At 60.9% G+C, this 21,855-nt stretch carries 17 protein-coding genes; 8 read left to right on the plus strand and 9 right to left on the minus strand.

Annotated features, from left to right (window positions below; genetic code table 11):
- The 3 genes from AC07N8_RS07955 (at position 1) to AC07N8_RS07965 (ending at position 2,430) form a co-directional block, all read left to right on the plus strand.
- Positions 1 to 813, plus strand: a complete 813-nt coding sequence (locus AC07N8_RS07955; protein ID WP_483843565.1) for a M90 family metallopeptidase — start codon at positions 1 to 3, stop codon at positions 811 to 813.
- 113 nt (positions 814 to 926) lie between these two features.
- Positions 927 to 1,454 (plus strand): inorganic diphosphatase, encoded by a 528-nt coding sequence (ppa, locus tag AC07N8_RS07960; protein ID WP_003205933.1) that lies wholly within the window; start codon positions 927 to 929, stop codon positions 1,452 to 1,454.
- Between the two features lie 229 nt (positions 1,455 to 1,683).
- Positions 1,684 to 2,430 (plus strand): S24 family peptidase, encoded by a 747-nt coding sequence (locus AC07N8_RS07965; protein WP_483843572.1) that lies wholly within the window; start codon positions 1,684 to 1,686, stop codon positions 2,428 to 2,430.
- 410 nt (positions 2,431 to 2,840) lie between these two features.
- On the opposite strand, the gene AC07N8_RS07970 is transcribed toward AC07N8_RS07965, so the two are convergent.
- Genes AC07N8_RS07970 through AC07N8_RS07995 form a run of 6 tightly spaced genes read right to left on the minus strand, consistent with a single transcriptional unit; the run spans position 2,841 to position 13,018 of the window.
- Positions 2,841 to 3,656: a YfaP family protein gene (locus AC07N8_RS07970; RefSeq protein ID WP_493142968.1), complete on the minus strand. Its 816-nt coding sequence runs from the start codon at positions 3,654 to 3,656 to the stop codon at positions 2,841 to 2,843.
- Positions 3,657 to 3,659: 3 nt separating this feature from the next.
- Positions 3,660 to 5,279 (minus strand): DUF2300 domain-containing protein, encoded by a 1,620-nt coding sequence (locus tag AC07N8_RS07975; RefSeq protein WP_493142970.1) that lies wholly within the window; start codon positions 5,277 to 5,279, stop codon positions 3,660 to 3,662.
- A 1-nt stretch (position 5,280) separates the two neighbouring features.
- Positions 5,281 to 9,846 (minus strand): alpha-2-macroglobulin family protein, encoded by a 4,566-nt coding sequence (locus AC07N8_RS07980; protein WP_493142972.1) that lies wholly within the window; start codon positions 9,844 to 9,846, stop codon positions 5,281 to 5,283.
- Positions 9,843 to 10,493 carry a DUF1175 domain-containing protein gene (locus AC07N8_RS07985; protein WP_493142974.1) on the minus strand — a complete coding sequence of 217 codons (651 nt, stop codon included), beginning with the start codon at positions 10,491 to 10,493 and terminating at the stop codon, positions 9,843 to 9,845. The genes AC07N8_RS07980 and AC07N8_RS07985 overlap by 4 nt, the downstream gene beginning before the upstream one ends.
- Positions 10,478 to 12,190 carry a DUF2138 domain-containing protein gene (locus AC07N8_RS07990; RefSeq protein WP_493142976.1) on the minus strand — a complete coding sequence of 571 codons (1,713 nt, stop codon included), beginning with the start codon at positions 12,188 to 12,190 and terminating at the stop codon, positions 10,478 to 10,480. The genes AC07N8_RS07985 and AC07N8_RS07990 overlap by 16 nt, the downstream gene beginning before the upstream one ends.
- Before the next feature lie 36 nt (positions 12,191 to 12,226).
- The gene (locus tag AC07N8_RS07995) at positions 12,227 to 13,018 is read right to left on the minus strand and encodes a YfaP family protein (RefSeq protein WP_493142978.1); all 792 of its coding nucleotides are present in this window, start codon (positions 13,016 to 13,018) and stop codon (positions 12,227 to 12,229) included.
- Positions 13,019 to 13,296: 278 nt separating this feature from the next.
- Between AC07N8_RS07995 and AC07N8_RS08000 the strand changes: the two genes are divergently transcribed.
- The 5 genes from AC07N8_RS08000 (at position 13,297) to AC07N8_RS08020 (ending at position 19,854) form a co-directional block, all read left to right on the plus strand.
- Positions 13,297 to 14,442 (plus strand): Fic family protein, encoded by a 1,146-nt coding sequence (locus tag AC07N8_RS08000; RefSeq protein ID WP_493142980.1) that lies wholly within the window; start codon positions 13,297 to 13,299, stop codon positions 14,440 to 14,442.
- A gap of 261 nt (positions 14,443 to 14,703) precedes the next feature.
- Entirely contained in the window at positions 14,704 to 14,946 is a 243-nt protein-coding gene (locus AC07N8_RS08005) for an exodeoxyribonuclease VII small subunit (protein ID WP_007894317.1), read from the plus strand.
- Positions 14,943 to 15,830, plus strand: coding sequence for a (2E,6E)-farnesyl diphosphate synthase (gene ispA, locus AC07N8_RS08010; protein WP_493142981.1), 888 nt, complete (start codon positions 14,943 to 14,945; stop codon positions 15,828 to 15,830). Before AC07N8_RS08005 ends, ispA begins: the two co-directional genes overlap by 4 nt.
- A 92-nt stretch (positions 15,831 to 15,922) precedes the next feature.
- Positions 15,923 to 17,821 (plus strand): 1-deoxy-D-xylulose-5-phosphate synthase, encoded by a 1,899-nt coding sequence (dxs, locus tag AC07N8_RS08015; RefSeq protein ID WP_493142983.1) that lies wholly within the window; start codon positions 15,923 to 15,925, stop codon positions 17,819 to 17,821.
- 149 nt (positions 17,822 to 17,970) lie between these two features.
- Positions 17,971 to 19,854, plus strand: a complete 1,884-nt coding sequence (locus AC07N8_RS08020; protein WP_493142985.1) for a TonB-dependent receptor domain-containing protein — start codon at positions 17,971 to 17,973, stop codon at positions 19,852 to 19,854.
- A 120-nt stretch (positions 19,855 to 19,974) separates the two neighbouring features.
- Here the strand turns inward: AC07N8_RS08020 and AC07N8_RS08025 are convergent, their stop codons facing one another.
- Genes AC07N8_RS08025 through ribA form a run of 3 tightly spaced genes read right to left on the minus strand, consistent with a single transcriptional unit; the run spans position 19,975 to position 21,808 of the window.
- On the minus strand, positions 19,975 to 20,775 hold the full coding sequence (locus AC07N8_RS08025; protein WP_493142987.1) for a cobalamin-binding protein: 801 nt from the start codon (positions 20,773 to 20,775) through the stop codon (positions 19,975 to 19,977).
- Complete coding sequence (locus AC07N8_RS08030) at positions 20,775 to 21,194, minus strand: MFS transporter (protein WP_493142989.1); 420 nt, start codon at positions 21,192 to 21,194, stop codon at positions 20,775 to 20,777. Before AC07N8_RS08030 ends, AC07N8_RS08025 begins: the two co-directional genes overlap by 1 nt.
- A complete protein-coding gene (ribA, locus tag AC07N8_RS08035; RefSeq protein ID WP_027924335.1) occupies positions 21,191 to 21,808 on the minus strand; it encodes a GTP cyclohydrolase II in 618 nt (205 codons plus the stop codon). Before ribA ends, AC07N8_RS08030 begins: the two co-directional genes overlap by 4 nt.
- Positions 21,809 to 21,855 lie beyond the last annotated feature (47 nt).

Here is a 21,855-nt window from a genome sequence, read left to right on the forward strand (position 1 = left end):
ATGTGGTCGCTTAGTGCCTGGCGTCGCCAGCGCACCCTGGCCAAGCACCCGATTGCCGACGACATGTGGCATCGGGTGCGCCATCACCTGAGCTTCCTCGATGGCATCAGCGCCACCGAAGACCAGTGGTTGCGCGAAGCCAGCGTGCTGTTCCTCGAAGACAAACACCTGACCGCCCTGCCCGGCGTTGAACTGCATCAGGAGCAGCGGCTGCTGCTGGCCGCGCAAGCGCAATTGCCGCTGTTGAACCTGGGCGATTTGAACTGGTACCAGGGTTTCCACGAAATCATCCTCTACCCCGACGACTTCCTCAGCCCCCAGCGCCACCGCGATGCCAGCGGCGTCGAGCATGAGTGGGACGGCGAACACAGTGGCGAGGCGTGGCAGCAAGGCCCGATCATCCTCGCCTGGCCGGGCGTGATGGCCAGTGGTGGCTGGGAAGGCTACAACCTGGTCATCCACGAACTCGCGCACAAACTCGACATGCTCAATGGCGTCGCCAACGGCCTGCCGCCGTTGCACCCGGACATGCGGGTCAGCGATTGGGCCAAGGTGATGCAAGAGGCCTACGACGACCTCGACCGGCAACTGGAGCGCAATCCGGACGCCGAAACCGCGATCGATCCCTATGCCGCAGAAAACCCTGCCGAGTTTTTCGCCGTCACCAGCGAATACTTCTTCAGCGCCCCGGATTTGCTGCACGAGGCTTATCCCAAGGTGTATGAGCAGCTGAAGTTGTTTTACCGACAGGACCCGCTGGCCCGGTTGCGGCAACTTCTGGCCGAAGACCCGGTCTATCAGGCACGCGACTAAGGTCTACACGACTTCTGGTACATGGCGTCATCGGCGGAATATGCCTATAATCGCCGCCACTTTTTGGTCAATCCGGCCAAGTGTTTTTGGTCAACTAACGGGGGCACCGCCCAATGAGCTACAGCAAGATTCCGGCTGGCAAAGACCTGCCGAACGACATCTACGTCGCGATCGAGATCCCGGCCAACCACGCGCCGATCAAATACGAAATCGACAAAGACAGCGATTGCCTGTTCGTTGACCGTTTCATGGCCACCCCGATGTTCTACCCGGCCAACTACGGTTACATTCCGAACACCCTGGCTGACGACGGTGATCCCCTCGACGTGCTGGTTGTAACCCCTTACCCGGTTGCTCCAGGTTCGGTCATCCGCGCTCGTCCAGTCGGCATCCTGAACATGACCGACGACGGCGGCGGCGATGCCAAAGTCATCGCAGTCCCACACGACAAGCTGTCCCAGCTGTACGTCGACGTGAAGGAATACACCGACCTGCCGCCACTGCTGATCCAGCAGATCGAGCACTTCTTCGCGAACTACAAAGATCTCGAAAAAGGCAAATGGGTGAAAATCGAAGGCTGGGCCGGCGCCGATGCCGCCCGCGAAGCGATCACCAAGTCGGTTGCTGCCTACAAAGGCTAAGACGCCATTGGCCTTGTGCCACTGACGACTTGAAAAAAACCCCGGTTGATCCGGGGTTTTTTGTGGGCGTTCATAAAGGGCTTTAAACAGCGTGTTTATCTTTTCGCCGCTGCGGTTTTTCTCTGTTTAATTTGTTCCAAATACGTCTTACATCCGGTCGTAAATTTCCCTCGAAATTTGAACGGTTCGTTTATTCAAAGCCCCGCCCTGCGCCCGTAGACTCGTGTTTATGAAAAAGAACACTAGCGGCCCACGGTTCAAAGCATTGCTCGAAAAAGCCAAGATCACGACGACAGGATTTGCCGCTTTTTTCGACACGGAAGCTCAAAACATCCACAACTGGTACACCCGCGGTGTGCCCGCTTACCGCATGGAAGAGGTCTCCAGATTACTCTCGGTGAACAGCCACTGGCTCAAAACCGGCGAAGGCCCGGAAGACGCCAAACACCTGCGCCTGCTCGACGAGTCCGGCAACACCTTCGACGCCCAGGCGATTCGTGGCATCTACACGGTCATCGAGCCGACCGACGTAGAACTGCCCCTCTACAAAGAAACCCCCATCGCCCCGGGGTCTTACAAAACCCACATCGTGGAAGACACCGGCCAATTTATCCGCCTGCCCAAAAGCCACCTCGACTCCCTGGAAATCAACCATGCCGATGCGATCGGCATTCACATGCTCGGTAATAGCATGGGGGCGAGGATTGAGGACGGCTCCACCCTCGCCATCGACCGTGGGCTGACCAAGGTGATTGATGGGGAGATTTACGCGATCGACCATGACGGGATGCTGCGCATCAAATACCTGCACCGGATGCCCGGAAATGCGCTGCGGTTGCGCAGCTACAACAAAACCGAGCACCCGGATGAGATTTTCAGTGCCGAGCAGATCGATAAGCAGAACATCAGGGTGTTGGGGTGGGTGTTTTGGTGGTCGACACTTAACAAACGGCGGCCATCAGTCCCCTTCCTGTGAGAACGCCCCGTCGCTCCCACATTGGAATGCGATCAAATGTGGGAGCTTGCTCGCGATGGCGGCAGAACATTCACACTACAAACCCGGACGTGTTGCTGAACTCAATGCACCAATCGCTCTACACCACACACCAAGCTGGGAATTTCCCCAAAAAATCAGTATGCTGCGCCCCACATTTGCGCATCGACCCGCCCCGCGGCTCAGATCGCACCGACAAGGCAGATGATTTTCTCGCCGAGTCCCACAGCCGGACGCAAGATCCGGGTGTACGTTTTGAAGGCTGGCGCGGTTTACCAAAAATGAACCAAGCCAGTCCCCGAGAAGCCGGCCACAAGCCGGCTTTTTAATGCCTGCGATTTGAGAAGACCACCTTCGTGCAATTAGGCAGCACGCTGCTGCCCAATTCAGTATCACGGATAACTAAACGACTTAACCAACGTCAACTCCCCCACCGCCCGCATCGGCACCAAAAACGTCTCCATCTTCTCGCTCGGCGTCCCCTCCTCCGTAATCACCGTCACCTGCGCCGTCGTCAGCGGCTGAACCGCATCCTCCTGCCCTTCCTCATCGCTGCTATATCCACCACCAAAATAATTCACATACACCAAATACTGCCCCTTGATCGGCGCCGGCATGGCAAAGATCTCCGGCCCATACCCGGTCGTCACATCAACATCCAGCGCCGCACCATTGGGCGCAACCCGATCGCCGTACCAAATATGCGCCCCGTCCGGCGTAATCAAATGCAAGTCCAGGTCGGTGCCGTCACTGTCCCACGACAACAACACCCGCAACTTGGCCGGCGTGGCACCACCACTGGCATTGAGAAACTGTGTGCGATGCCGTTGCTGTCCATCAGGGCTGCGCACTTCAACGCTGTTGCTGCCATTGGGAAATGAGAACGGGCGATCAAAACGCCCGGCGGGATCGATCTTCAGCGGCATGCTCACGCCGTTGACGATCAATCGACCAGGCTCCGTCGATTTGGGCGTGGATTTGATCTGACCGCTGATGCGCGCGGTGTTGGCCTGGCCCACCGGGGTGTTCACCGACGAAGCAGGATAGTTGACGGTCTGGCGGAAATTTTCGCCTTCGCCTTCAACCGCGCCCGTGCGCCAACCGCCGACGGGGGTGTCGAGTTTGACGGCGGCGTCTGCGGCAAAAGTCGTCGACATCGCGCAAAAAGTACAAAGGAACAGGAAGACCTGTGGATAACGGAGTTTCATGGCCTATTCCAGCAAGAGGTGGCGGGCGAGCCCTTCGATGTAGGTTTCATCCTGGCCGTTGGGGTGTGCTTCGAAGGCCAGGTGCAAGTATTCGTGAGTCAAGTCGAGGCGGTCTTGCAGCGAGAGCACGCCGCGCACGTAGATGCGCTGGCGTTCGCGGTCGACGTAGGGGCGGCCGAAGGCCAGGCGGCAGACGGCGAAGGTGCTGACTTCGTTGTAGCCGACTTCGCTTTCCAGCCGCGCACGCCAGCCGCGGCGCTGGGTTTGCAGCCAGTCTTGCGCGGCGGGCAGTGCTTCGCAGGAGGCGACGGGGTTGTCCCAGCGGCTGAGGCTGGCGCGCGGGTAAGCGTGCAGCAGGATGGCGTCGTAGCGCTGGCCGGCGTTGGCTTGTTCGACGGCTTGCTGCCAGGAGAGTTTGTCCGGGCCGGGCTGGTCGGAGTGGTAGGTGACGGTGCTGCCGGCCAGGACCAGGTCGCTGGTCCACGCGGCAATGTTGCGCGATTCAGCGGTGGCCGGGCGTGGCGAAACGCGCTGACGGCTGCTGCTGTCGTCGATGCTCAGGCAGTCGCCGTTACGCGTGGCGTTTTGTAGAAGATAGGTGCGGATAGCGACGGCCAGAGCCTTGGCAGCCTCTAAAGGTTCGGCTTTGGCTTCGCGCTGGAGGACGCGGGCGACGTATTCTTCGCGGTCCAGGCGGGCGACGAGCTGGTCCTTGAGCAAGAAGAGTTCGCCGTCGCTGTGGATTTCGAGTTGGTTGCCGTTGCTGAATTCGACGCGGTAGTCGCCCTGCAATGGCCCGGAAGAAACTACACGGTCCCCCGCCAGAACCCGCTCGATCGGATAGCGAGAAAACAGTCCGACTTCGACACAACGCCCAGAATCCGCTGGCCAATCATTCGGTAACACCGAAGCTAACGCCTCACCATAATGACGCAGCACCATCTGACTGGTCCCGCGCCCACCTGCCCAGATCGGCGTGCCATCCGCCGTCCAACCGGCAAAACCGCCCTGACGTGACGACGGATCCTGATCCCCCAACCAGCTCCAGGTTTTCACCCGCAACCGGCCACCGAGTTCGCCCACCACGTTGCCATCGGCGGCATTGAGCACCACATCGAGCAACACCCGCCGCGCCTGATCCTGCGCCGGCATCATCGCCAACACCTTGAGCAATTCAGCGACGGACACTCGCGTAGAGGGTTTTAACGACGGCAAATCCAGCAACCACTCCGGCGCCTGACGCGCCTTCCAATACGTGCGCCAGTCAGCGTCAGTGATGCCCAAACGTGCCGGCTCAAAATACAAACCGCACGATTTTACCAATGCCTGATCGCGCTCGATCTTGCCGCCAGCCGTGCAGCAATAAACCTCTTCCTTCGACTGCCCGCGACATTCATACGCAGGTTCTCGGGCGCCGGTATCCACCAGCCAACCGTACACAAACAACTTCCACAAACTGCCCAACGGTGCCTGCACATCAGCAGGCAACGGCTCGCGTGAAATCACTTGAGTCCGGTTCAACGAAATCAGTTCACCCTTGAAGCCCAGCCGCAGCGGTTCGTCCTGCGCTGTCGCCAGCGCAGGAATCAAACACAGCAGCAACCAGACCAGAGGCCGGGTCATGTCAGTTGACCGTGGCCTGACCGAGGGCCGGTTTCTGTTCCTGCGCTTGATGTTGCGGCGCATAAACCTGCGTGAAACGTACCGGCGGCAGATTGAACTGACCTTTCTGCGAGAAGCGCACCAAATGACGCAAGCGCAACTCCCCGCTCAAGGCATCCACCGGAATCGCGTAAGCCATCTGACCCGGCTCAAAACGCGCCTTCTCCAGCGCGGTCGGTTCGGTGCCGGCCTTGCCCATCAACTTGATGCCCCACGTCGTGCGTTCGACATCGGCGCCCGGCGGCAGCGGCACTTCGAGCATGCCGTAGCGCAGCGGTTTCGCGGCTTTGCTGGTGATGATTACTTCGTCCAGATACAGACTGTCGCTGGACAACGGCTGGGTGCCGACCGCTTCGAGTTTGAAGGTGAAGGCTTCGTCACCCGGCACCAATCGAGACAAGCGACGTGTGATGGTCACGGCCATCGGATCAACCGCAGGTTGTCGAGTCTGGAAGCTCAACGCGGCGCGCAATGGCCGCTCCTGCGTACCAGCCAGCGACAACACCGCTGGCACCGACGGAGAACCCTGCCACGTCCAGTACATCTCACCGGTATCGCCGTACTGTTTCCTCCAGCCTTCACCCGGTGCCAGCGCGATGGTCGGCGAAGCCTGTTCGATACTTCGTTGCAACCAGGTCAGCGCCAAGGCGCGTTCCAGCGTCGATTGCTGTGGCAGCAAGCGTTGCAACAACGCTTGCGCGTGGGCCTGATCGAAGGGTTGCAGCGACAGGTTCAGCGCTTCGGCAAACGGCTGCGAGCTGACCGCCAAACGCTGTTGCGCATCCGCCAGTTGGCGATTGAACGCCTCCGGCAGCGTCACTTTGGACTGACGCGCCAGTGAGGCCGTCAACACGCGGGCAGCGGACAGGCCGAGCGCCGAATCCGGATCGCTCATGACGATGCTGTCTTCGCCATCCTCCATCAGGTTTGCGGCATTACCCTCGCCTGCTTTCGCCAGGTCATCCATCAACCCGCTGAGCAAGGTATTCACCGGCAATTGCATCTGTTTGGCGAACGACAGGATCAGCGCGCGCTGCAACAGCGGGGTGTTTTGCGCCTGTTTCGAATACACCTCCAGCACCCGCTGCCAATGCTCCGGCGGCAGGTTCAAGTCCAGCACCTTGCTGGCGTTCCAGTCGGCGTAGTAGGCGTAAGCGGTGAGGAAGGCATCCGGCTCGCCGTCCATGCCCCACCAGGTGAAGCTCGCGGAAGGCCCGGCCATTTGCACCAGTCGCAAGCGGCTGTTTTGCATGATCAGGCGCAAGCGGTCGCGGATTTGCGGGTTAGACGCCAAGGTCGGATAGGCGATGCTCAGCGGCAGCAAACGGCTGGCGGTCTGCTCGACGCCACCGTACGGATAGCTCAGCAGATCATCCAGCGCCGAACGGAACAACGCTTGCGGACTGTCATCCAGACGCAGGCGAATATCCGTCGCATCGGCCGGCAAGCTCAGCGGTGTATCGCCGCTGGCCACGTCCAGACTTTGGCTCTGCGTCACCTGCCATCCTTCACCGGTGGCGGTCAGGCGCACGGCCAGCGCGTCAGCGGTTTTGCCGTCCTGCACCAGTTCGGCGGTCCACTCGCCACTGGCCAACGAGAACTCTGGCAACGCGATGTAGTTGATGCCGTTGTTGAGAGTCACTGGAACACGCTGATCGGCGCCGCCGAAATGAATCACCAGCTCAGCCTTGACCGGTTTCTCGGCCTGGCTGAAGGCGAATACCCCGAGCACTGGTTTGTCACCGGTGCGGAATTTCGTTGGCCCGCTCCACTTCAGGTACAGCGGTTTCTCCGAACGCACGAACTGCTTCTTCTGCCCGACCTGCCCGTCATCGGCGATGGCCCGCGCAGTGATGCGCCAGCGGGTCAGCGAGTCCGGCATCTTGAAGGTGAAGCGGGTTTTGCCGTTGGCATCAGTCACCAGTTCCGGCTGCCACGCGGCGGTATCGACGTCTTCACGACGCGGCCGCTCCAGCACTTTCACCCCTCGTTCGCTGCGGTTGGCTTTGCCCGGCGCGCCGGGGCTGCCCGGCAATGCGACGTCATAGCTGATAAACGACAGACTGGCGCTGGTGCGCACGTTGTTGCGGCGCGGGTGGTAGAAGAACTGGTCGATGCTCGGCGCGACTTCCGGTTGCAGCGCGTAGACCATTTCGTCAACGACGCTGACGGTCAGGTGCGCCGGAATCGGCTTGCCGGCGAACTGCGTGGTCAAGTCGACCGACACCGTATCACCGGGTTGATACGCCTCTTTATCGGTGGCAATGGCCACGTCGATTTGCGGCGCAACGACCTTGATCCCGGCGTTTTGGAAGCTGTATTGGCCGCCCTTGGTGTAGAGCACGGAGAAGGTCAGGTTCGGGGCGAAATTGTCTTTCACCGGGATGCGCGCGCGGTATTGGGTGTCGCTGAGTTTTTCCATCTTCAGCCAGTCGCCGCCCTTGGACAGCAGCGCGGTGGCCTCGACCTTGTCGCGCTCAAGCGACAGCAGTGCATCGCTGATCGGCTCCGGAAAAGTGATCAGGGCCAGTGCTTCATCACCGGCCTTGTACTCGGGTTTATCGAGGACAATTTCCACGGTGCCCGGCACGGCTTTGACGCCGTCGCCGGTGACCGAATGACCGGTCGCACCAATGACGCGGCCATGGTCATCTTTCAATGTCAGGTTGTAGGTGCCGGGACGTTCGAAGGCCACGGTGAAGCCTTTGTCTTTGGCAGCCAGTTTGCCGTCGCCAGAGGTCTGATCTTCCAGACGCACCCAGCTGTAGCTGCTTGGTGTCACGGTTTTGCTCTGTTCGTTGGCGCCTTCATTGATGTAGCTGAACGCAACCTTGTCGCCCACCGCACTGAACCGCTGCGGCGCGCTCAAACTGAAACTCGCCGCGCCACGGTCGATGAGGATTTCCTTGGTGGTCTTGACCCGATACGCCGCGCCATCGCTGGCAAACACGGTGAGCATGTAGCGGCTCGGTTTCTCGGCGGCCGGCAGGTCGAGGGTCGCGTTGCCCTTGGCGTCGGTGGTCAATTCGGTGCTGGTCAGCTCCACCGGGAATTGCCCGAGGTATTGCAGTTCGTTGTCGACCATCGACAGTTGCTGGGCGCGCAGGCTCAGGCTCAACTTGGCGTTGGCCACCGGTTTGCCGTCCGGGTACAGCAGCACCAGACTGCCCTTCACCGGCTCGCCAGTGCGGTAGTCCTGCTTGGCCAGGTTCAGCGAAATCTCGAAGTGCGGCTTGATGTATTCGGCCACGCGGAAGGCGCTGCTGTAGGCCTGATCCTTGTAGCTGAAACGCAGTTCATAACCGCCCGCTACCGCGTTATCCGGCAACTGGAATCGGCCTTGGGTGCCGGCCTTGGAATCCAGTTTCAGCGCCAGCGATTGCAGCGCCGTGCCGGTGGCATCGAGCACGGTCACGTTGACGTCGGCCGCAGTCGGTGCGACGGAGTCCCGGGCATTCTTGAACTCGCGCCCGACGATTTTCAGCGACACCCAATCGCCCGGCCGGTACAGCGGCCGGTCGGTGAAGGCGTAGAGTTTGGTGTCGTAGATTTCGCTGTCGTAATAGAAGTTCTCGGAGACAAACACCCCACCCTCTTCGTCCTCGCCGATCACGAACGAACGCTCGGGGCTGACGTGTTTCAGACGCAACAAACCATCGTTATCGGTGGCGCCGCTGCTCATCACGCCGAGGCCATCGGTCCACAGCACATTCACTTTCGGCACCGAACTGCCTTCGTGTTTGCGCGCCGCCCACACCACCAGTTCATCACCGGCGATTTTGCTCACGGCCACGGTGTTCGAAACGAAGACCATGGTGGTCGCGCGGTACTTGCCGATCAACGCTTCCACCAGGTACAGACCCGGTTTCAGGTTACCCAACGGAATGTAGACGTTACCCGGCGCGACGCTGACGAATTCGCTGGAAGAACCGGCCAGGTTCACGCCTTCCGGCGGCTGGATCGGTTTGGCTTGCCACAGCGGATAGCGGAATTGACTGACCACCGGCAGGCCCGGGATCAGGGCGAATTGCGGCTGTGCATCGTAAGGCGTTGGCGCGGCGATGGCGGTGCCCATCTTCAGTTCCGGCACTTCCTCGGTGACTTGTTGACGCGACTCGTAGGAAAACGCCCGTTGCATCACGCGACGGGATTTGCGGTACCAGTTGTCCCACAGGTAAGCGAGGGTATTCGACAGCCCTTCGCCCTTGAACTGGCCATCGCTGACCACGCGGTGCAGGTTCTTCTGGCGCTTGAGGAAATCCAGTGGCTTGTCGATGCGGTACACGCGAATGTCGGCGCCGCCATAAGGTTCCATGCGGAAGCGGCGATAGTCACGGCCCGGCGCTTCGAGGCGCACCATTGCCTGTTCGTCGCTGGCGAAACTGCTGTCGGCCAGCAGGAAAAAGCTTTCACCGGCCACCGGCGTATAGCCGCTCGGCTCGACGGTGTCTTCGGCGTTGACCGCCGAAAACGGCAGCAGCAAAACCAACAGCAGAGACAGAAAACGCAACATGCGGGCACCGATCATTGGGAGAGAAAATTCAGTCGATAGACGCCGATGAAGTTGGGGTTGGCTGCGTCGGGTATCCATCGGGTGTCCTTCCATGTCATGAGTTGCTGCAGGCTCGCGGATCGCATGCCGTTGTCAGTGGGGGTGGTGGTGCCGGTGTGATAGGCGATGTAGCGGCCCATCCAGATCATCAGGTGCTGGTCGTCGCCCTGATCGAAAAACATCAGGTCGCCGGGACGGGCTTGCGCCACGTCCCGACTCACCAGATGGCTGTTGAACTGAATCAGTTTGATCGCGTTGACGTACGGCCCGACCTTGCCGCCGCCCTGTTGCCACTGCTGGGCGAGACCGCGTTGCGCGTCGCTTAATGGCAGTTCCGGCGGCAGGTAGCGATTGGACAGGCCGTTGCTGCGCAGCCATTTATCGTCATGGACTTTCAGCGCTTCGTTGGCAGCGAAACGCACCAGCCCCGCGCAGTCCTGCTGATACCAGCGCGGGCTCGGGCCTTGGGTCAGTTGTTCCTGGGCGATGCGCACGAACCAGGCGCGGAACACCTGGGATTGCTGCGGATCCAGCGGCGCCGCCTCAGTGGCAAAGGCGCGACTGCCCAACAACATCGCCAGCAGGCCGAGGCCGCGGATGAGTGCGGTCACAGGGCTTTCCATTCCAGCGGCAGCCATTGCCAATGGCCGTCGGGCTCGCTGCCTTCGGGCAAGGTCAGGGCGTATTTGCCGTAACCGCCGAGCTTGCGCAGTTTCGGGATCAAGTAAGTTTGCGCGGCGTTGTAAAACACCGGTTCCATGTCCTGCGGCAGGCTGTCGAGGGTTTCCTGTTGCATCAACTGCGCCATCGCATCCGGGCCGAAATAGACCGGCATCAGCAGGTCTTTCGGCACCACGTCGGCCATCGGCGGGAAGCGCTTGTCGAGGGTGCCGAGGGCCTTGTCCACGAGCTTGTCGTCGAGGGAAAACAGCAGCGTCGAACCGTGACGCGCCAGGCTGACTTTCATGAAGGCCTTGCCGGAGATCGCGTCTGGATCTTCAGCCTCCTTGGCTTTATAGGGGCCGAAGTTGGAGCTGACCTGACGCTGCCACTGGTGAGTCGGGCCGTCCTGTTTCTCGATCACCGGGAACGCGTGTTCTTCGACATTGGGCTCATAGGCGCCGACCATCGAGCCGAACAAACTGCCGAGGTCACCGTCGAGTTTGGCGCTGTCCTTGTCGTTCAGGCTGGCCACCAGCAACGGCGTGTACAGACGCGAATCGGCGTACCAGCACAGGCCCGCCGCGCCGGCCATGTGTTCAGTCAACGCCTGGGCCACTGGCTCTTCGGCGCCGAGTTTTACCAGCAACGGTTTCTGTTGTTCGGCAGCGAGGGGCAAGGCTACGCAGGCACTGGCGCCCATCGGCATGGCTTGCCAGATCGGTTTGAAATCGAAGTCCGGCTGATCGTCCAGTTCATCCATGGCGAGGAAGCTGTGCCAGCCCTTGTCGTCCATGTCGAAACGCAGCCCGGCGAAATTCGGGATGAAGCGCTGGTAACCCATGGCCAACACGCTGGAATTGACCGACAGGCGTTGCTTCACTTCCGGTGTGCGCGGTGGCAGGCCGAAGGCTTCCGGGAACAGTTTGTCACCGTTGAGCAACGCGGCGATGGCCGTGGTCGAGACACTGCCGCGCTCTTCGCTCGGGCCGCTGCTCGGGTCGTAGAGTTTGGCGGGATTGGACAGCACCACCAATTTGTCGCCATGGGAGGCGAACACCAGCGCTTTGCTGTTGTTGTAGGTGAGTTGATACAGCGGCACGTCGTCGGCACCGACTTTCACATCACTGAGGTGGGTCAGCTGCGAATCGTCCAGCGCCACTTTGGCCAGCGGCTCCAGCACCTTCGCCAGACCACCGCGGTCCATCACCAACAGGAAATCCTTGAGCCGGCCATCCGCTCCGCGCCACAGCGCCACGTCGGCCGGTTGATCGAAAAGTTGCTCGATCAGGCTGTCCTGCAATTTCAGGTCATGTTCGTAGATGATCCGCCGCAGACTGCCGATCAAGCCGAGGCGATCGACGTGCGCTTCGTAATAGAAGACGAAGTCTTCGGTCAGGGTTTCCTTGAGGAACGGCACTGCCAGCAAGTCCTTGGGCAATTGGCTCAAGGAGTGGGTTTCGAGCAGACCGTCCGGCCGGCTCATGCCCAGTTTGTCACTGGCCAGCTCCGCCGGCGGCGCCTTGGGTTTGTGCATGAACCACCCCAACCCGCCCGCAACGCCGGCGATCAGGGCCAGGCCGACCAGCAGCGCCGGCCAGCGGCGAGGAGTTTTGGCGGCCGGTGTTTCAGCAGCCGGGGAAACAGTGTTATCGCTCATGTTCACAACGCCCAATTCATCCGTGGTGCGGGATGCTTAATAGTTGAAAGTCTTGACCAGCAGCAGGTCACCGATGGCCCGCAGGGGCACGATGAAGGTCTCGCGTTTTTCGTCGACGGTGTTTTCGTTGAGCACCAGGTTGATTTGCGAGGTGATGACCTCGTTCTGGTTGCTGGTCTCATCGAAGTTATAGCCTTCGCTGCCGAAGTTGCCCCAATAGTTCACGTAAACCAGATAGGTGCCATGCAACGGCGCGGTCATGGTGAACATTTCCGGGCCGGGGCCATCAACGCCATCCGGGTCGAGGCCGCCGCCATTGGTCAACGCCGTGTGGGCGAAAAACGCATGCTGGCCGTCGGGGGTAATGATGTGCAGGTCGAGCTCGGCTTTTGGGTCGTCCCAACCGAGCACCACACGAATCCGTGCCGGTGTGCGCAGGTCATTGGCTTCATAAAATTGAACGCGCTTGAGCGACTTGCCTTCGGCACTGCGCACTTCGACGCTGTTGGAGCCGGCGCCAAAGGCATACGGCCGGGCGAAACGCCCTTCGTCGTCGGTGTACAGATTCAGTGGATTACCGTTGACCGCCAGCGTGTGCGGCCCGCGTTGCGTGCCGATGGCCTTGAGCTGGCCCTCGATCATCGTGCGATTGCGCTGCACGCCCCGGTCGATGGGCGGCGTGGGATAGGCGACTTGCGGATTTTCGCTGCGGTCGAGCAGGCCGTTATAGCGCCAGCCGCCGACCGGTTCCGACAGCTCAGCCGTCGGCTCGGCCGAGGCAGCGCTCGCGCAGACCAGACCCATCAACAGCAAAAGAAGTGAACGCATGTGACGCCTCCTGCCATGCATAACGAAACCTTGCGCCCGATCCTCGGCGCGTTACAGAACCAAATACTGCGTTTCGTCAGAAAGACCCGTGACTATTGGGTCGTAGAAGGCGCGAAGGTTAGCGATTCGGCAGTTTTTTAACAATCAGATACCTCTTGATTTGCTGCAGGCATCACGAAGAAGGTGGGGCGTGAGCCGAATAGCGCGCTTATTCGGCTCACATTATGAGCCGAATAAGACTATTATTCGGCTCATTCCCTCTGGAGTTACCCGTGGTCATGGCACCTCACTGGATTTGGCAACAGCCCGACTGGCCGAATTTCACCTGGCGATCCCAACGCCTGACGCCGCTATTGCGTGAGTGCGTGCAGGCGCAAGGCCGGTTGATGGGCATGGCCAGTTCCGTGGACAGCTCACTCAGCGCACAGAACGAACTGGACGCGCTGTTACAAAACATCGTGACGTCTTCGGCCATTGAGGGTGAACAGCTCAATGTGGGCTCGGTCCGCTCATCGCTGGCGCGGCGCCTGGGCCTGGAGGTGGTCGATGGCGATAAAGTCAGCCAGCGCAGCGAAGGGCTGGCGCAGTTAATGCTCGACGCCACTCAGCGCTTCGCACAACCGCTGACACTGCAGCGGTTGCTGGAATGGCATACATGGCTGTTTCCCGATCAGGATATGAACGTTGCCGCCCGTTCGATCCATATCGGCGAGCTGCGTGGCGATGAGCCGATGCAGGTAGTGTCCGGGCGGCTGGACAAACCGACCATTCACTTCGAAGCACCGCCACGTCTTGGGCTTGAACAGCAGCTCGATACGTTTCTTGGCTGGTTTGCAGCCAGTCAGAAGCAAGATGGGCTCGATCCCTTGTTGCGGGCCGGTATCGCGCACTTCTGGTTCGTCACCCTGCACCCCTTTGAAGACGGCAATGGTCGCCTCACGCGAACCATTACCGATCTCGCCCTGGCTCAGGGAGAGGCGCAGGCGATCCGGTTCTACGCCATGTCCGCGAGCATCCTGGACGACCGCTCCAGCTATTACCGAGTGCTGGAAACCAGCCAGAAAAGCTCCACGGACATTACCGAGTGGCTGCAATGGTTCCTGCAAACCCTGCTGCGCAGCTTGCAGCAGGCCATGACGCGGATCGAAGCGGTACTGGGCAAGGCGCGCTTTTGGCAGGCGCATAGGGACGCAAAACTGTCCGCCGAGCAGATCAAGGTACTGAACCGCTTGCTGGACGGTGGCGAGCGAGGCTTCGAGGACAGGATCAGCGCGGCTCAATATCAGGCGGTGGCAAAAGTATCGAAAGCCACCGCGACCCGTCATTTGGCTGAGTTGCTGGTGAAGGGTTGCCTGCAACGCCTGCCCGGTGGTGGGCGTAGTACACGCTATCAAGTCCACTACCCGGATGACTCAACGCAATAACTTGCTTCAACACCTACCTGTGGCGAGGGAGCTTGCTCCCGCTCGGCTGCGCAGCAGTCGCAAATCGCTGAATGGGGTATGCCTGACGAAACGCAGCGTCTGTGTAAGGGGCCGCTTCGCGCCCCAGCGGGAGCAAGCTCCCTCGCTACAATGTTTGCTGCTGCCCCCGGAATTACGGTTCCAGACGTCCCCGCTCATTTGCCCATAACCCCCATGTCTGCTAGTGTCGCGCCGGTTTAACGACAACCGGAAATAGCCGCCATGGCCCGCAAAAAAGCTGCACTGGATTTCGAACAATCTCTCGCTGACCTGCAAACGCTGGTAGAGCGTCTGGAGAACGGCGAACTGTCGCTGGAAGACTCGCTGACGGCTTTCGAGCAAGGCATCGGTCTGACCCGCGATTGCCAGGCGGCGCTGGCCCAGGCCGAGCAAAAGGTTCAAGTGCTGCTCGAGCGTGATGGCGAGCTGGCCGAGGAACCCTTCGACGCGGATCAGCCAGAATGATTGCAGCGTATTCGGCGACCAGCCAGGCCCGTGTCAACGCGGCACTGGAAACTTTGTTCAACGCCCCGAGCCCCGAGCTCGCCCGCCTCTATGAAGCCATGCGCTACAGCGTGATGAATGGCGGCAAACGCGTACGCCCACTGCTGGCTTACGCGGCGTGCGAAGCGCTGGGCGGCAAGGCTGAACACGCAAACGGCGCGGCCTGTGCTGTGGAGCTGATTCACGCGTATTCCCTGGTCCACGACGATTTGCCGGCCATGGACGACGACGATCTGCGTCGCGGCCAGCCGACCACTCACAAGAAATTCGACGAAGCCTGCGCCATCCTCGCTGGCGACGGTTTGCAGAGCCTGGCGTTCAGCGCCCTGCTCGACCCGCGCCTGAACGCGGCGGACGCCGAGATCCGCCTGCAGATGGTCAGCGCCCTGGCTGTCGCGGCAGGCCCGGCGGGCATGGTCGGCGGTCAAGCCATCGATCTCGGCTCGGTCGGCCTCAAGCTCGATCAAAAAGCCCTTGAGTACATGCACCGGCACAAGACCGGCGCGCTGATTGAAGTCAGCGTCAAACTCGGTGCCCTGGCCAGCGGCCGCGCGGAGAAGGACGAACTGAAAGCCTTGCAGACCTATGCACAGGCCATCGGCCTGGCGTTTCAGGTGCAGGACGACATTCTCGACGTTGAAAGCGATACCGAAACCCTCGGCAAACGCCAGGGCGCCGACATCGCTCGCGACAAACCGACCTACCCGGCCCTGCTCGGCCTCGAAGCGGCCAAGGCTTATGCCCTGGAACTGCGCGATCAGGCCCTGCACGCGCTGCGACCGTTTGACGCGGCCGCCGAGCCTTTGCGCGACCTGGCCCGCTACATCGTCGACCGGCGTAGCTGACAGCGTATCGGCCAAGTTAAAAGCAACGCGTGGGCAGGGGGCGATGCATCAGGTAAACTGCCGCATCTTTTATACCTATAACGATTCGCCTGATGCCCACGACGTTTCATGAGATTCCCCGCAAGCGCCCGACCACGCCCCTGCTCGACCGTGCCAACACGCCGGACGGCCTGCGCCGGTTAGGCGAAGCCGAGCTGGAAACCCTGGCCGATGAGTTGCGCCTGGAATTGCTCTACACGGTCGGTCAGACCGGCGGGCATTTCGGTGCCGGCCTGGGCGTCATCGAGCTGACCATCGCGTTGCATTACGTCTTCGACACCCCGGACGACCGGCTGGTGTGGGACGTGGGTCATCAGGCTTATCCGCACAAAATCCTCACCGGCCGTCGCGAGCGCATGGGCACCCTGCGCCAGAAGGACGGTGTTGCCGCCTTCCCGCGTCGTTCCGAGAGCGAGTACGACACCTTTGGCGTCGGCCACTCCAGCACCTCGATCAGCGCTGCGCTGGGCATGGCCATTGCCGCCCGCTTGCAAAACAGTGATCGCAAGGCCATTGCCGTGATTGGCGACGGTGCGTTGACCGCCGGCATGGCCTTCGAAGCGCTGAACCACGCGCCGGAAGTGAACGCCAACATGTTGGTGATCCTCAACGACAACGACATGTCGATCTCGCGCAACGTCGGCGGCCTGTCGAATTACCTGGCGAAAATCCTTTCCAGCCGCACTTACGCCAGCATGCGCGAGGGCAGCAAAAAGGTCCTGTCGCGCCTGCCCGGCGCCTGGGAAATCGCCCGTCGTACCGAAGAATACGCAAAAGGCATGCTGGTTCCCGGCACGCTGTTCGAAGAATTGGGCTGGAACTACATCGGCCCTATCGACGGCCACGACCTGCCGACCCTGATCGCGACGTTGCGCAACATGCGCGACCTCAAAGGCCCGCAATTCCTGCACGTCGTCACCAAGAAAGGCAAAGGCTTCGCCCCGGCGGAAGTCGATCCGATCGGCTACCACGCGATCACCAAACTCGAACCGCTGGACGCACCGGCCGCCGCCCCGAAAAAGGCCAGCGGACCGAAGTATTCCGGCGTGTTCGGCGAATGGCTGTGCGACATGGCCGCCTCTGATCCGCGCCTGGTAGGCATCACCCCGGCGATGAAAGAAGGCTCCGACCTGGTGGCGTTCAGCGAGCGTTTCCCGCTGCGCTACTTCGACGTGGCGATTGCCGAGCAACACGCCGTGACCCTCGCCGCCGGCATGGCCTGCGAAGGCGCGAAACCGGTGGTAGCGATTTATTCGACGTTCCTGCAACGCGGCTACGACCAATTGATTCATGACGTCGCGGTGCAAAACCTCGACGTGCTGTTCGCCATCGACCGCGCCGGTCTGGTGGGCGAAGACGGCCCGACACACGCGGGTAGCTTCGACCTGTCGTTCCTGCGTTGCATCCCCGGCATGCTGGTGATGACGCCGAGCGACGAAAACGAACTGCGCAAAATGCTCACCACCGGTCACCTCTACAACGGCCCGGCGGCCGTGCGTTATCCGCGCGGCGCAGGTCCGAATGCGACCATCGAGAAAGACCTGCAACCAATCGAAATCGGCAAAGGCATTGTTCGTCGTCAGGGCAGCAAAGTCGCCTTGCTGGTGTTCGGTGTGCAATTGGCCGAGGCGCTGAAAGTCGCCGAGACGCTGGATGCAACCGTGGTCGACATGCGTTTCGTCAAACCGCTGGATGAAGCGCTGGTGCGCGACATCGTCGGCAGCCACGAGCTGCTGGTGACCATCGAAGAAAACGCGATCATGGGCGGTGCAGGCGGCGCGGTCAGCGAATTCCTCGCCCGCGAGAACATCCTCAAGTCGGTACTGCACCTGGGCTTGCCGGACCTCTACGTCGAACACGCCAAGCCTGCGCAGATGCTGGCCGAGTGCGGGCTGGACGAGGCCGGGATCGAAGCGGCGGTGCGTGAGCGCCTGCAACTGCTGAACCTCTAAACATCAGACACATGCAAAACCCTGTGGGAGCGAGCCTGCTCGCGAATACGGACTGTCAGTCGAGTTAGATTTTGACTGACACACCGCGTTCGCGAGCAGGCTCGCTCCCACATTTGATTTGTGCTTACCCCGAATACCACGGACTGCCGATGAAACTCTCCCCCCTCGCCCTGACGCTGACCCTGCTGCCGGCCGGCCAACTGCTGGCCGACACTTTCGAACGCGATCAAGCGTTGAAACTGCCCGACGTGCTGATCACCGCCAACCGTCAGGTCGAAGCACGCAACGACAGCAGCGCCGCCAACACGGTGTTCACCCGCGAAGACATCGATCGTCTGCAACCGAACAGCATCACCGACCTGCTCAACCGGGTGCCGGGCGTGCAAGTGGCGCAGACCGGTGGGCGCGGCAGTCTGCCGGGGGTTTACATCCGCGGTACCCAGTCGGCGCAAAGCCTGGTGCTGGTCGACGGCCAGCGCATCGGCAATTCGACCTCGGGTGACAGCAACCTGCAGCACATCAACATCGAACAGGTCGAGCGCGTAGAAGTGTTGCGCGGCTCCCGTTCGGTGATTTATGGCAGCGATGCGATTGGCGGGGTGATTCAGATCTTCACCCGCCGTGGCGACGAGCAAGGTCTGCAACCGCGAATGCACGTCGGTTTTGGCAGCAACCAGACCTGGGAGCGCAGCCTTGGGTTGTCCGGCGGCGATGAAAAAACCCGCTTCAACCTCGGCGCCAGCCTCAACGAAACCGCCGGGATCAATCGCACGCACGAGTCGTACCCCAGCGACAACGATCACGATGAGTACCGCAATCAATCGGTCAGTTTCAGCGTCAGTCACGCGCTCACCGATGACCTGGAAATCGGCGCCAACGTGCTGGATAACCGGGGCAAAAGCGAGTTCGACAACCCGTTTGGCCGCTTCGACACCACCACCTTCGAATCCGTGCAGCAACAGCCTTACAGCGATTTCGAGGTGAGCAGCGTCAGCAGTTACGTTGATGCGCGGGTTACCGATACCTGGAAGACCCGCGTCGAATTCGGCCACAGCGAAAACCGCGAGAAGACCCTCGACAAGCTCAGCGATGAACGCAGCGTCTTCAACACCTACCGCGACTCGGTGAACTGGCAGAACGACCTGACGCTCAACGACCGTAACAGCCTGCTCCTGGGCGGCGACTGGTATGAAGACCGAATCAACAGCAGCACGGCGTTCGATGAAGACAGTCGCTGGAACCGCGCGGCATTTATCCAGCATCACTATCGGGCGGACAGTTTTTCTACCGAACTGGGCCTGCGCCACGATGACAACCAACAGTTTGGTGGACAGAACAGCTGGAGCGGCACCCTAACCTTGCCGGTGAACCCGGACAACGACGTGCTGCTGACCTACAGCGAAGGCTTTCGCGCGCCGACGTTCAACGACTTGTACTACCCGGACTTCAGCAACCCGGACCTGAAACCTGAAACGTCGAAAAGCTATGAGCTGCAATGGCGCAACCAGTTAACCGAAAACAGTCGACTGGAAGCGTCGCTGTACCGCACCGACCTTGAAGACGCGATTATTTTCGGCAGCAACTCGCGGCCAGAGAACGTGGCATCGGCACGGATAAACGGTTTCGAAGCGGCACTGAAACAGGAACTGTTCGGCTGGCAGAGCAACCTTGGCGTGGCGATCATCGACCCGCGTGATCGCGATACCGGCCATACCTTGGCCCGTCGTGCACGGCGGACATTGAGCCTGGACCTGGACCGACAATTTGATCGCCTGGGCCTCGGCGCCAGTTGGCAAGCGGTCAGCAGCAGCTATGACGACCTGAACAATCAACAGCCACTCGGTGGCTATGCATTGTTGGGGTTACGCAGCAGCTGGGCGCTCGACCGTGAGATCAAGCTGGAGCTGAAGCTCGATAACTTGCTGGATAAAGGCTACAGCCGGGCGCTGTATAGCCATGATGGCAGTGAGTATGGGTATCGCGAGGAAGGTCGGGCGTTGATGTTTGGGGTGACCTGGACACCCGGGATCTGATCTGAAATTTGTGGTGCTTGGGCTGGCCTTTTCGCGAGCAGGCTCGCTCCCACATTGGATTTGTGAGCGCCACAATTCCCCTGTGGGAGCGAGCCTGCTCGCGAAGGCCGCACCTCGGTCTCAGCGGTCCGGCGCAATCAACCGGCAAAGCTTGGCCGTCGCCTCGACCATCTGCCCACTCGGCCGCTCCAGCCCCTTGTCCGTCACCAACAGCAATTGCCCCCGCGCCACCGCCGCCACCTGCGGCCACGCCTTCCACGCCTCGAGCTGGGCCTGATCACTGGCCAGAATCACCTCGGGATTACGCTGCAACACCGCCTCGACACTGACTTGCGGCGCCGGCAATGTCTGGTCGGCAAACACGTTGCGCGCCCCGCAGACTTCCAGCGCATCACTGATGATTTGCCCGCCACCCACGGTGTACAGCGGCCGATCCCAGACCTGATAAAACACCCGCAACGGCTCCTCCCGTCGATAGCGCTGACGCAGGTTATCCAGTTTTTGTCGCAGATCAGTCGCCAACGTCACGCCCCGTTCGGGCCGGCCGAGTTGCGTGGCGATGGCTTCGATTTGTGCCGCGAGTTGGTCGAGGGTGTGGGGTTCGGCGACGAAGGTGGGAATGTTCAAGCGCTTGAGCTGTTCACGCTGGGCCGGGCCAACGCTGCCCGGCCAAAGCAGCAGCAAATCGGGTTTGAGACTGAGCAAACGCTCCATGTCCAACTGACCGTAGCGACCAACCGAAGGAAGGTCTTTGAGTTCGGCAGGACGTTCACCGGCATCCAGCACCCCGACCAGCAGGTCGGCTGAACCCAGTTCAACCACGATTTCAGAAAGGGACGGCGCGAGGCTGACGACCCGCTCGACGGCAGTCGCCGAGCCGCTGGCGGCCAACAGCAAAACCGCCAGCCAGGCCCGACGCATCAGCCGAGTTGACGCGGAATACGGTAGAGGTAGAACAGCACCGCGGTCGACAGCGCCAGCAGCACCAACGGTACGGCTTCGAGGCCGACGAACACCGCCAGCGCACCAATCCAGGCCGGCAATGCAGCCGCCAGGAACGCGGTACGTCGCTTGGCGGCCAGGACGATCCAGGCGGCGGGTTCTTCAGGCGTATCGAGGGCTTTTTGCGTGGCGATCAGGGCGTGCTTGTAGCCACCGAAAAACTTCAGGCTGACAAGCATCGACGCCACACCCGCAATGAACAGCGGCATCGCCAGCACCGGCAGGATCGCCTCGCCCTGGCCGAACACGCCGTTGATCACGAACAACGGCAACAAGGCCAGCGCCAGGTATTGCCACCAACTGAACGACAACCGGCGCCGAACCTGACCGCGGGTCACGCCCGATCCGCCTCGCCCTGATGCTCGTTGCCCATCATGTGGTCGAGCTTGCTGGCCTTGGTGGCCAGGTAGAGTTTGTTGTGCGGGTTGTGACCGGTGTGCAACGGCACGCGCTCGGCGACCACGATGCCCATGTCGGTCAAGGCTTTGACCTTGCGCGGGTTGTTGGTCATCAGGCGCAGGGATTTCACGCCCAGGTGCTCAAGCATCGGCAGGCACATGGCGTAATCACGCTGGTCGGCTGCAAAGCCCAGGCGCTCGTTGGCTTCAACGGTATCGGCGCCGCCGTCCTGCAACTCATAGGCGCGGATCTTGTTCAGCAGGCCAATGCCACGGCCTTCCTGACGCAAGTACAGCAACACGCCACGGCCTTCACGGGCGATGGCCTGCAACGCGGCTTCAAGTTGCGAACCGCAGTCGCAACGCTGGCTGAACAAGGCATCGCCCGTCAGGCATTCGGAGTGCAACCGGCCGAGTACCGGGGCACCGTCGGCGAACTCACCCAGGCTCAGCACAACGTGCTCGCGCCCGTTTTCTTCATCGAGAAAGCCGTGCATGGTGAATTGCGCAAAAGGCGTTGGCAGCTTGGAAGCGGCGACAAAAACGACAGGCACCGGTGTGCTCCTGATCAATAAGTACTGGAGATTCGCAGACGCGGCAT

The organism is Pseudomonas sp. GW821-FHT10C09, assembly GCF_059415465.1.

Bases quoted from the DNA above. Each gene is read 5' to 3' on its own strand.
- AC07N8_RS07955 (WP_483843565.1), top strand. From the start codon at position 1: ATGTGGTCGCTTAGTGCCTGGCGTCGCCAGCGCACCCTGGCCAAGCAC.
- ppa (WP_003205933.1), top strand. From the start codon at position 927: ATGAGCTACAGCAAGATTCCGGCTGGCAAAGACCTGCCGAACGACATC.
- AC07N8_RS07965 (WP_483843572.1), top strand. From the start codon at position 1,684: ATGAAAAAGAACACTAGCGGCCCACGGTTCAAAGCATTGCTCGAAAAA.
- AC07N8_RS07970 (WP_493142968.1), bottom strand. From the start codon at position 3,656: ATGAAACTCCGTTATCCACAGGTCTTCCTGTTCCTTTGTACTTTTTGC.
- AC07N8_RS07975 (WP_493142970.1), bottom strand. From the start codon at position 5,279: ATGACCCGGCCTCTGGTCTGGTTGCTGCTGTGTTTGATTCCTGCGCTG.
- AC07N8_RS07980 (WP_493142972.1), bottom strand. From the start codon at position 9,846: ATGATCGGTGCCCGCATGTTGCGTTTTCTGTCTCTGCTGTTGGTTTTG.
- AC07N8_RS07985 (WP_493142974.1), bottom strand. From the start codon at position 10,493: ATGGAAAGCCCTGTGACCGCACTCATCCGCGGCCTCGGCCTGCTGGCG.
- AC07N8_RS07990 (WP_493142976.1), bottom strand. From the start codon at position 12,190: ATGAGCGATAACACTGTTTCCCCGGCTGCTGAAACACCGGCCGCCAAA.
- AC07N8_RS07995 (WP_493142978.1), bottom strand. From the start codon at position 13,018: ATGCGTTCACTTCTTTTGCTGTTGATGGGTCTGGTCTGCGCGAGCGCT.
- AC07N8_RS08000 (WP_493142980.1), top strand. From the start codon at position 13,297: ATGGCACCTCACTGGATTTGGCAACAGCCCGACTGGCCGAATTTCACC.
- AC07N8_RS08005 (WP_007894317.1), top strand. From the start codon at position 14,704: ATGGCCCGCAAAAAAGCTGCACTGGATTTCGAACAATCTCTCGCTGAC.
- ispA (WP_493142981.1), top strand. From the start codon at position 14,943: ATGATTGCAGCGTATTCGGCGACCAGCCAGGCCCGTGTCAACGCGGCA.
- dxs (WP_493142983.1), top strand. From the start codon at position 15,923: ATGCCCACGACGTTTCATGAGATTCCCCGCAAGCGCCCGACCACGCCC.
- AC07N8_RS08020 (WP_493142985.1), top strand. From the start codon at position 17,971: ATGAAACTCTCCCCCCTCGCCCTGACGCTGACCCTGCTGCCGGCCGGC.
- AC07N8_RS08025 (WP_493142987.1), bottom strand. From the start codon at position 20,775: ATGCGTCGGGCCTGGCTGGCGGTTTTGCTGTTGGCCGCCAGCGGCTCG.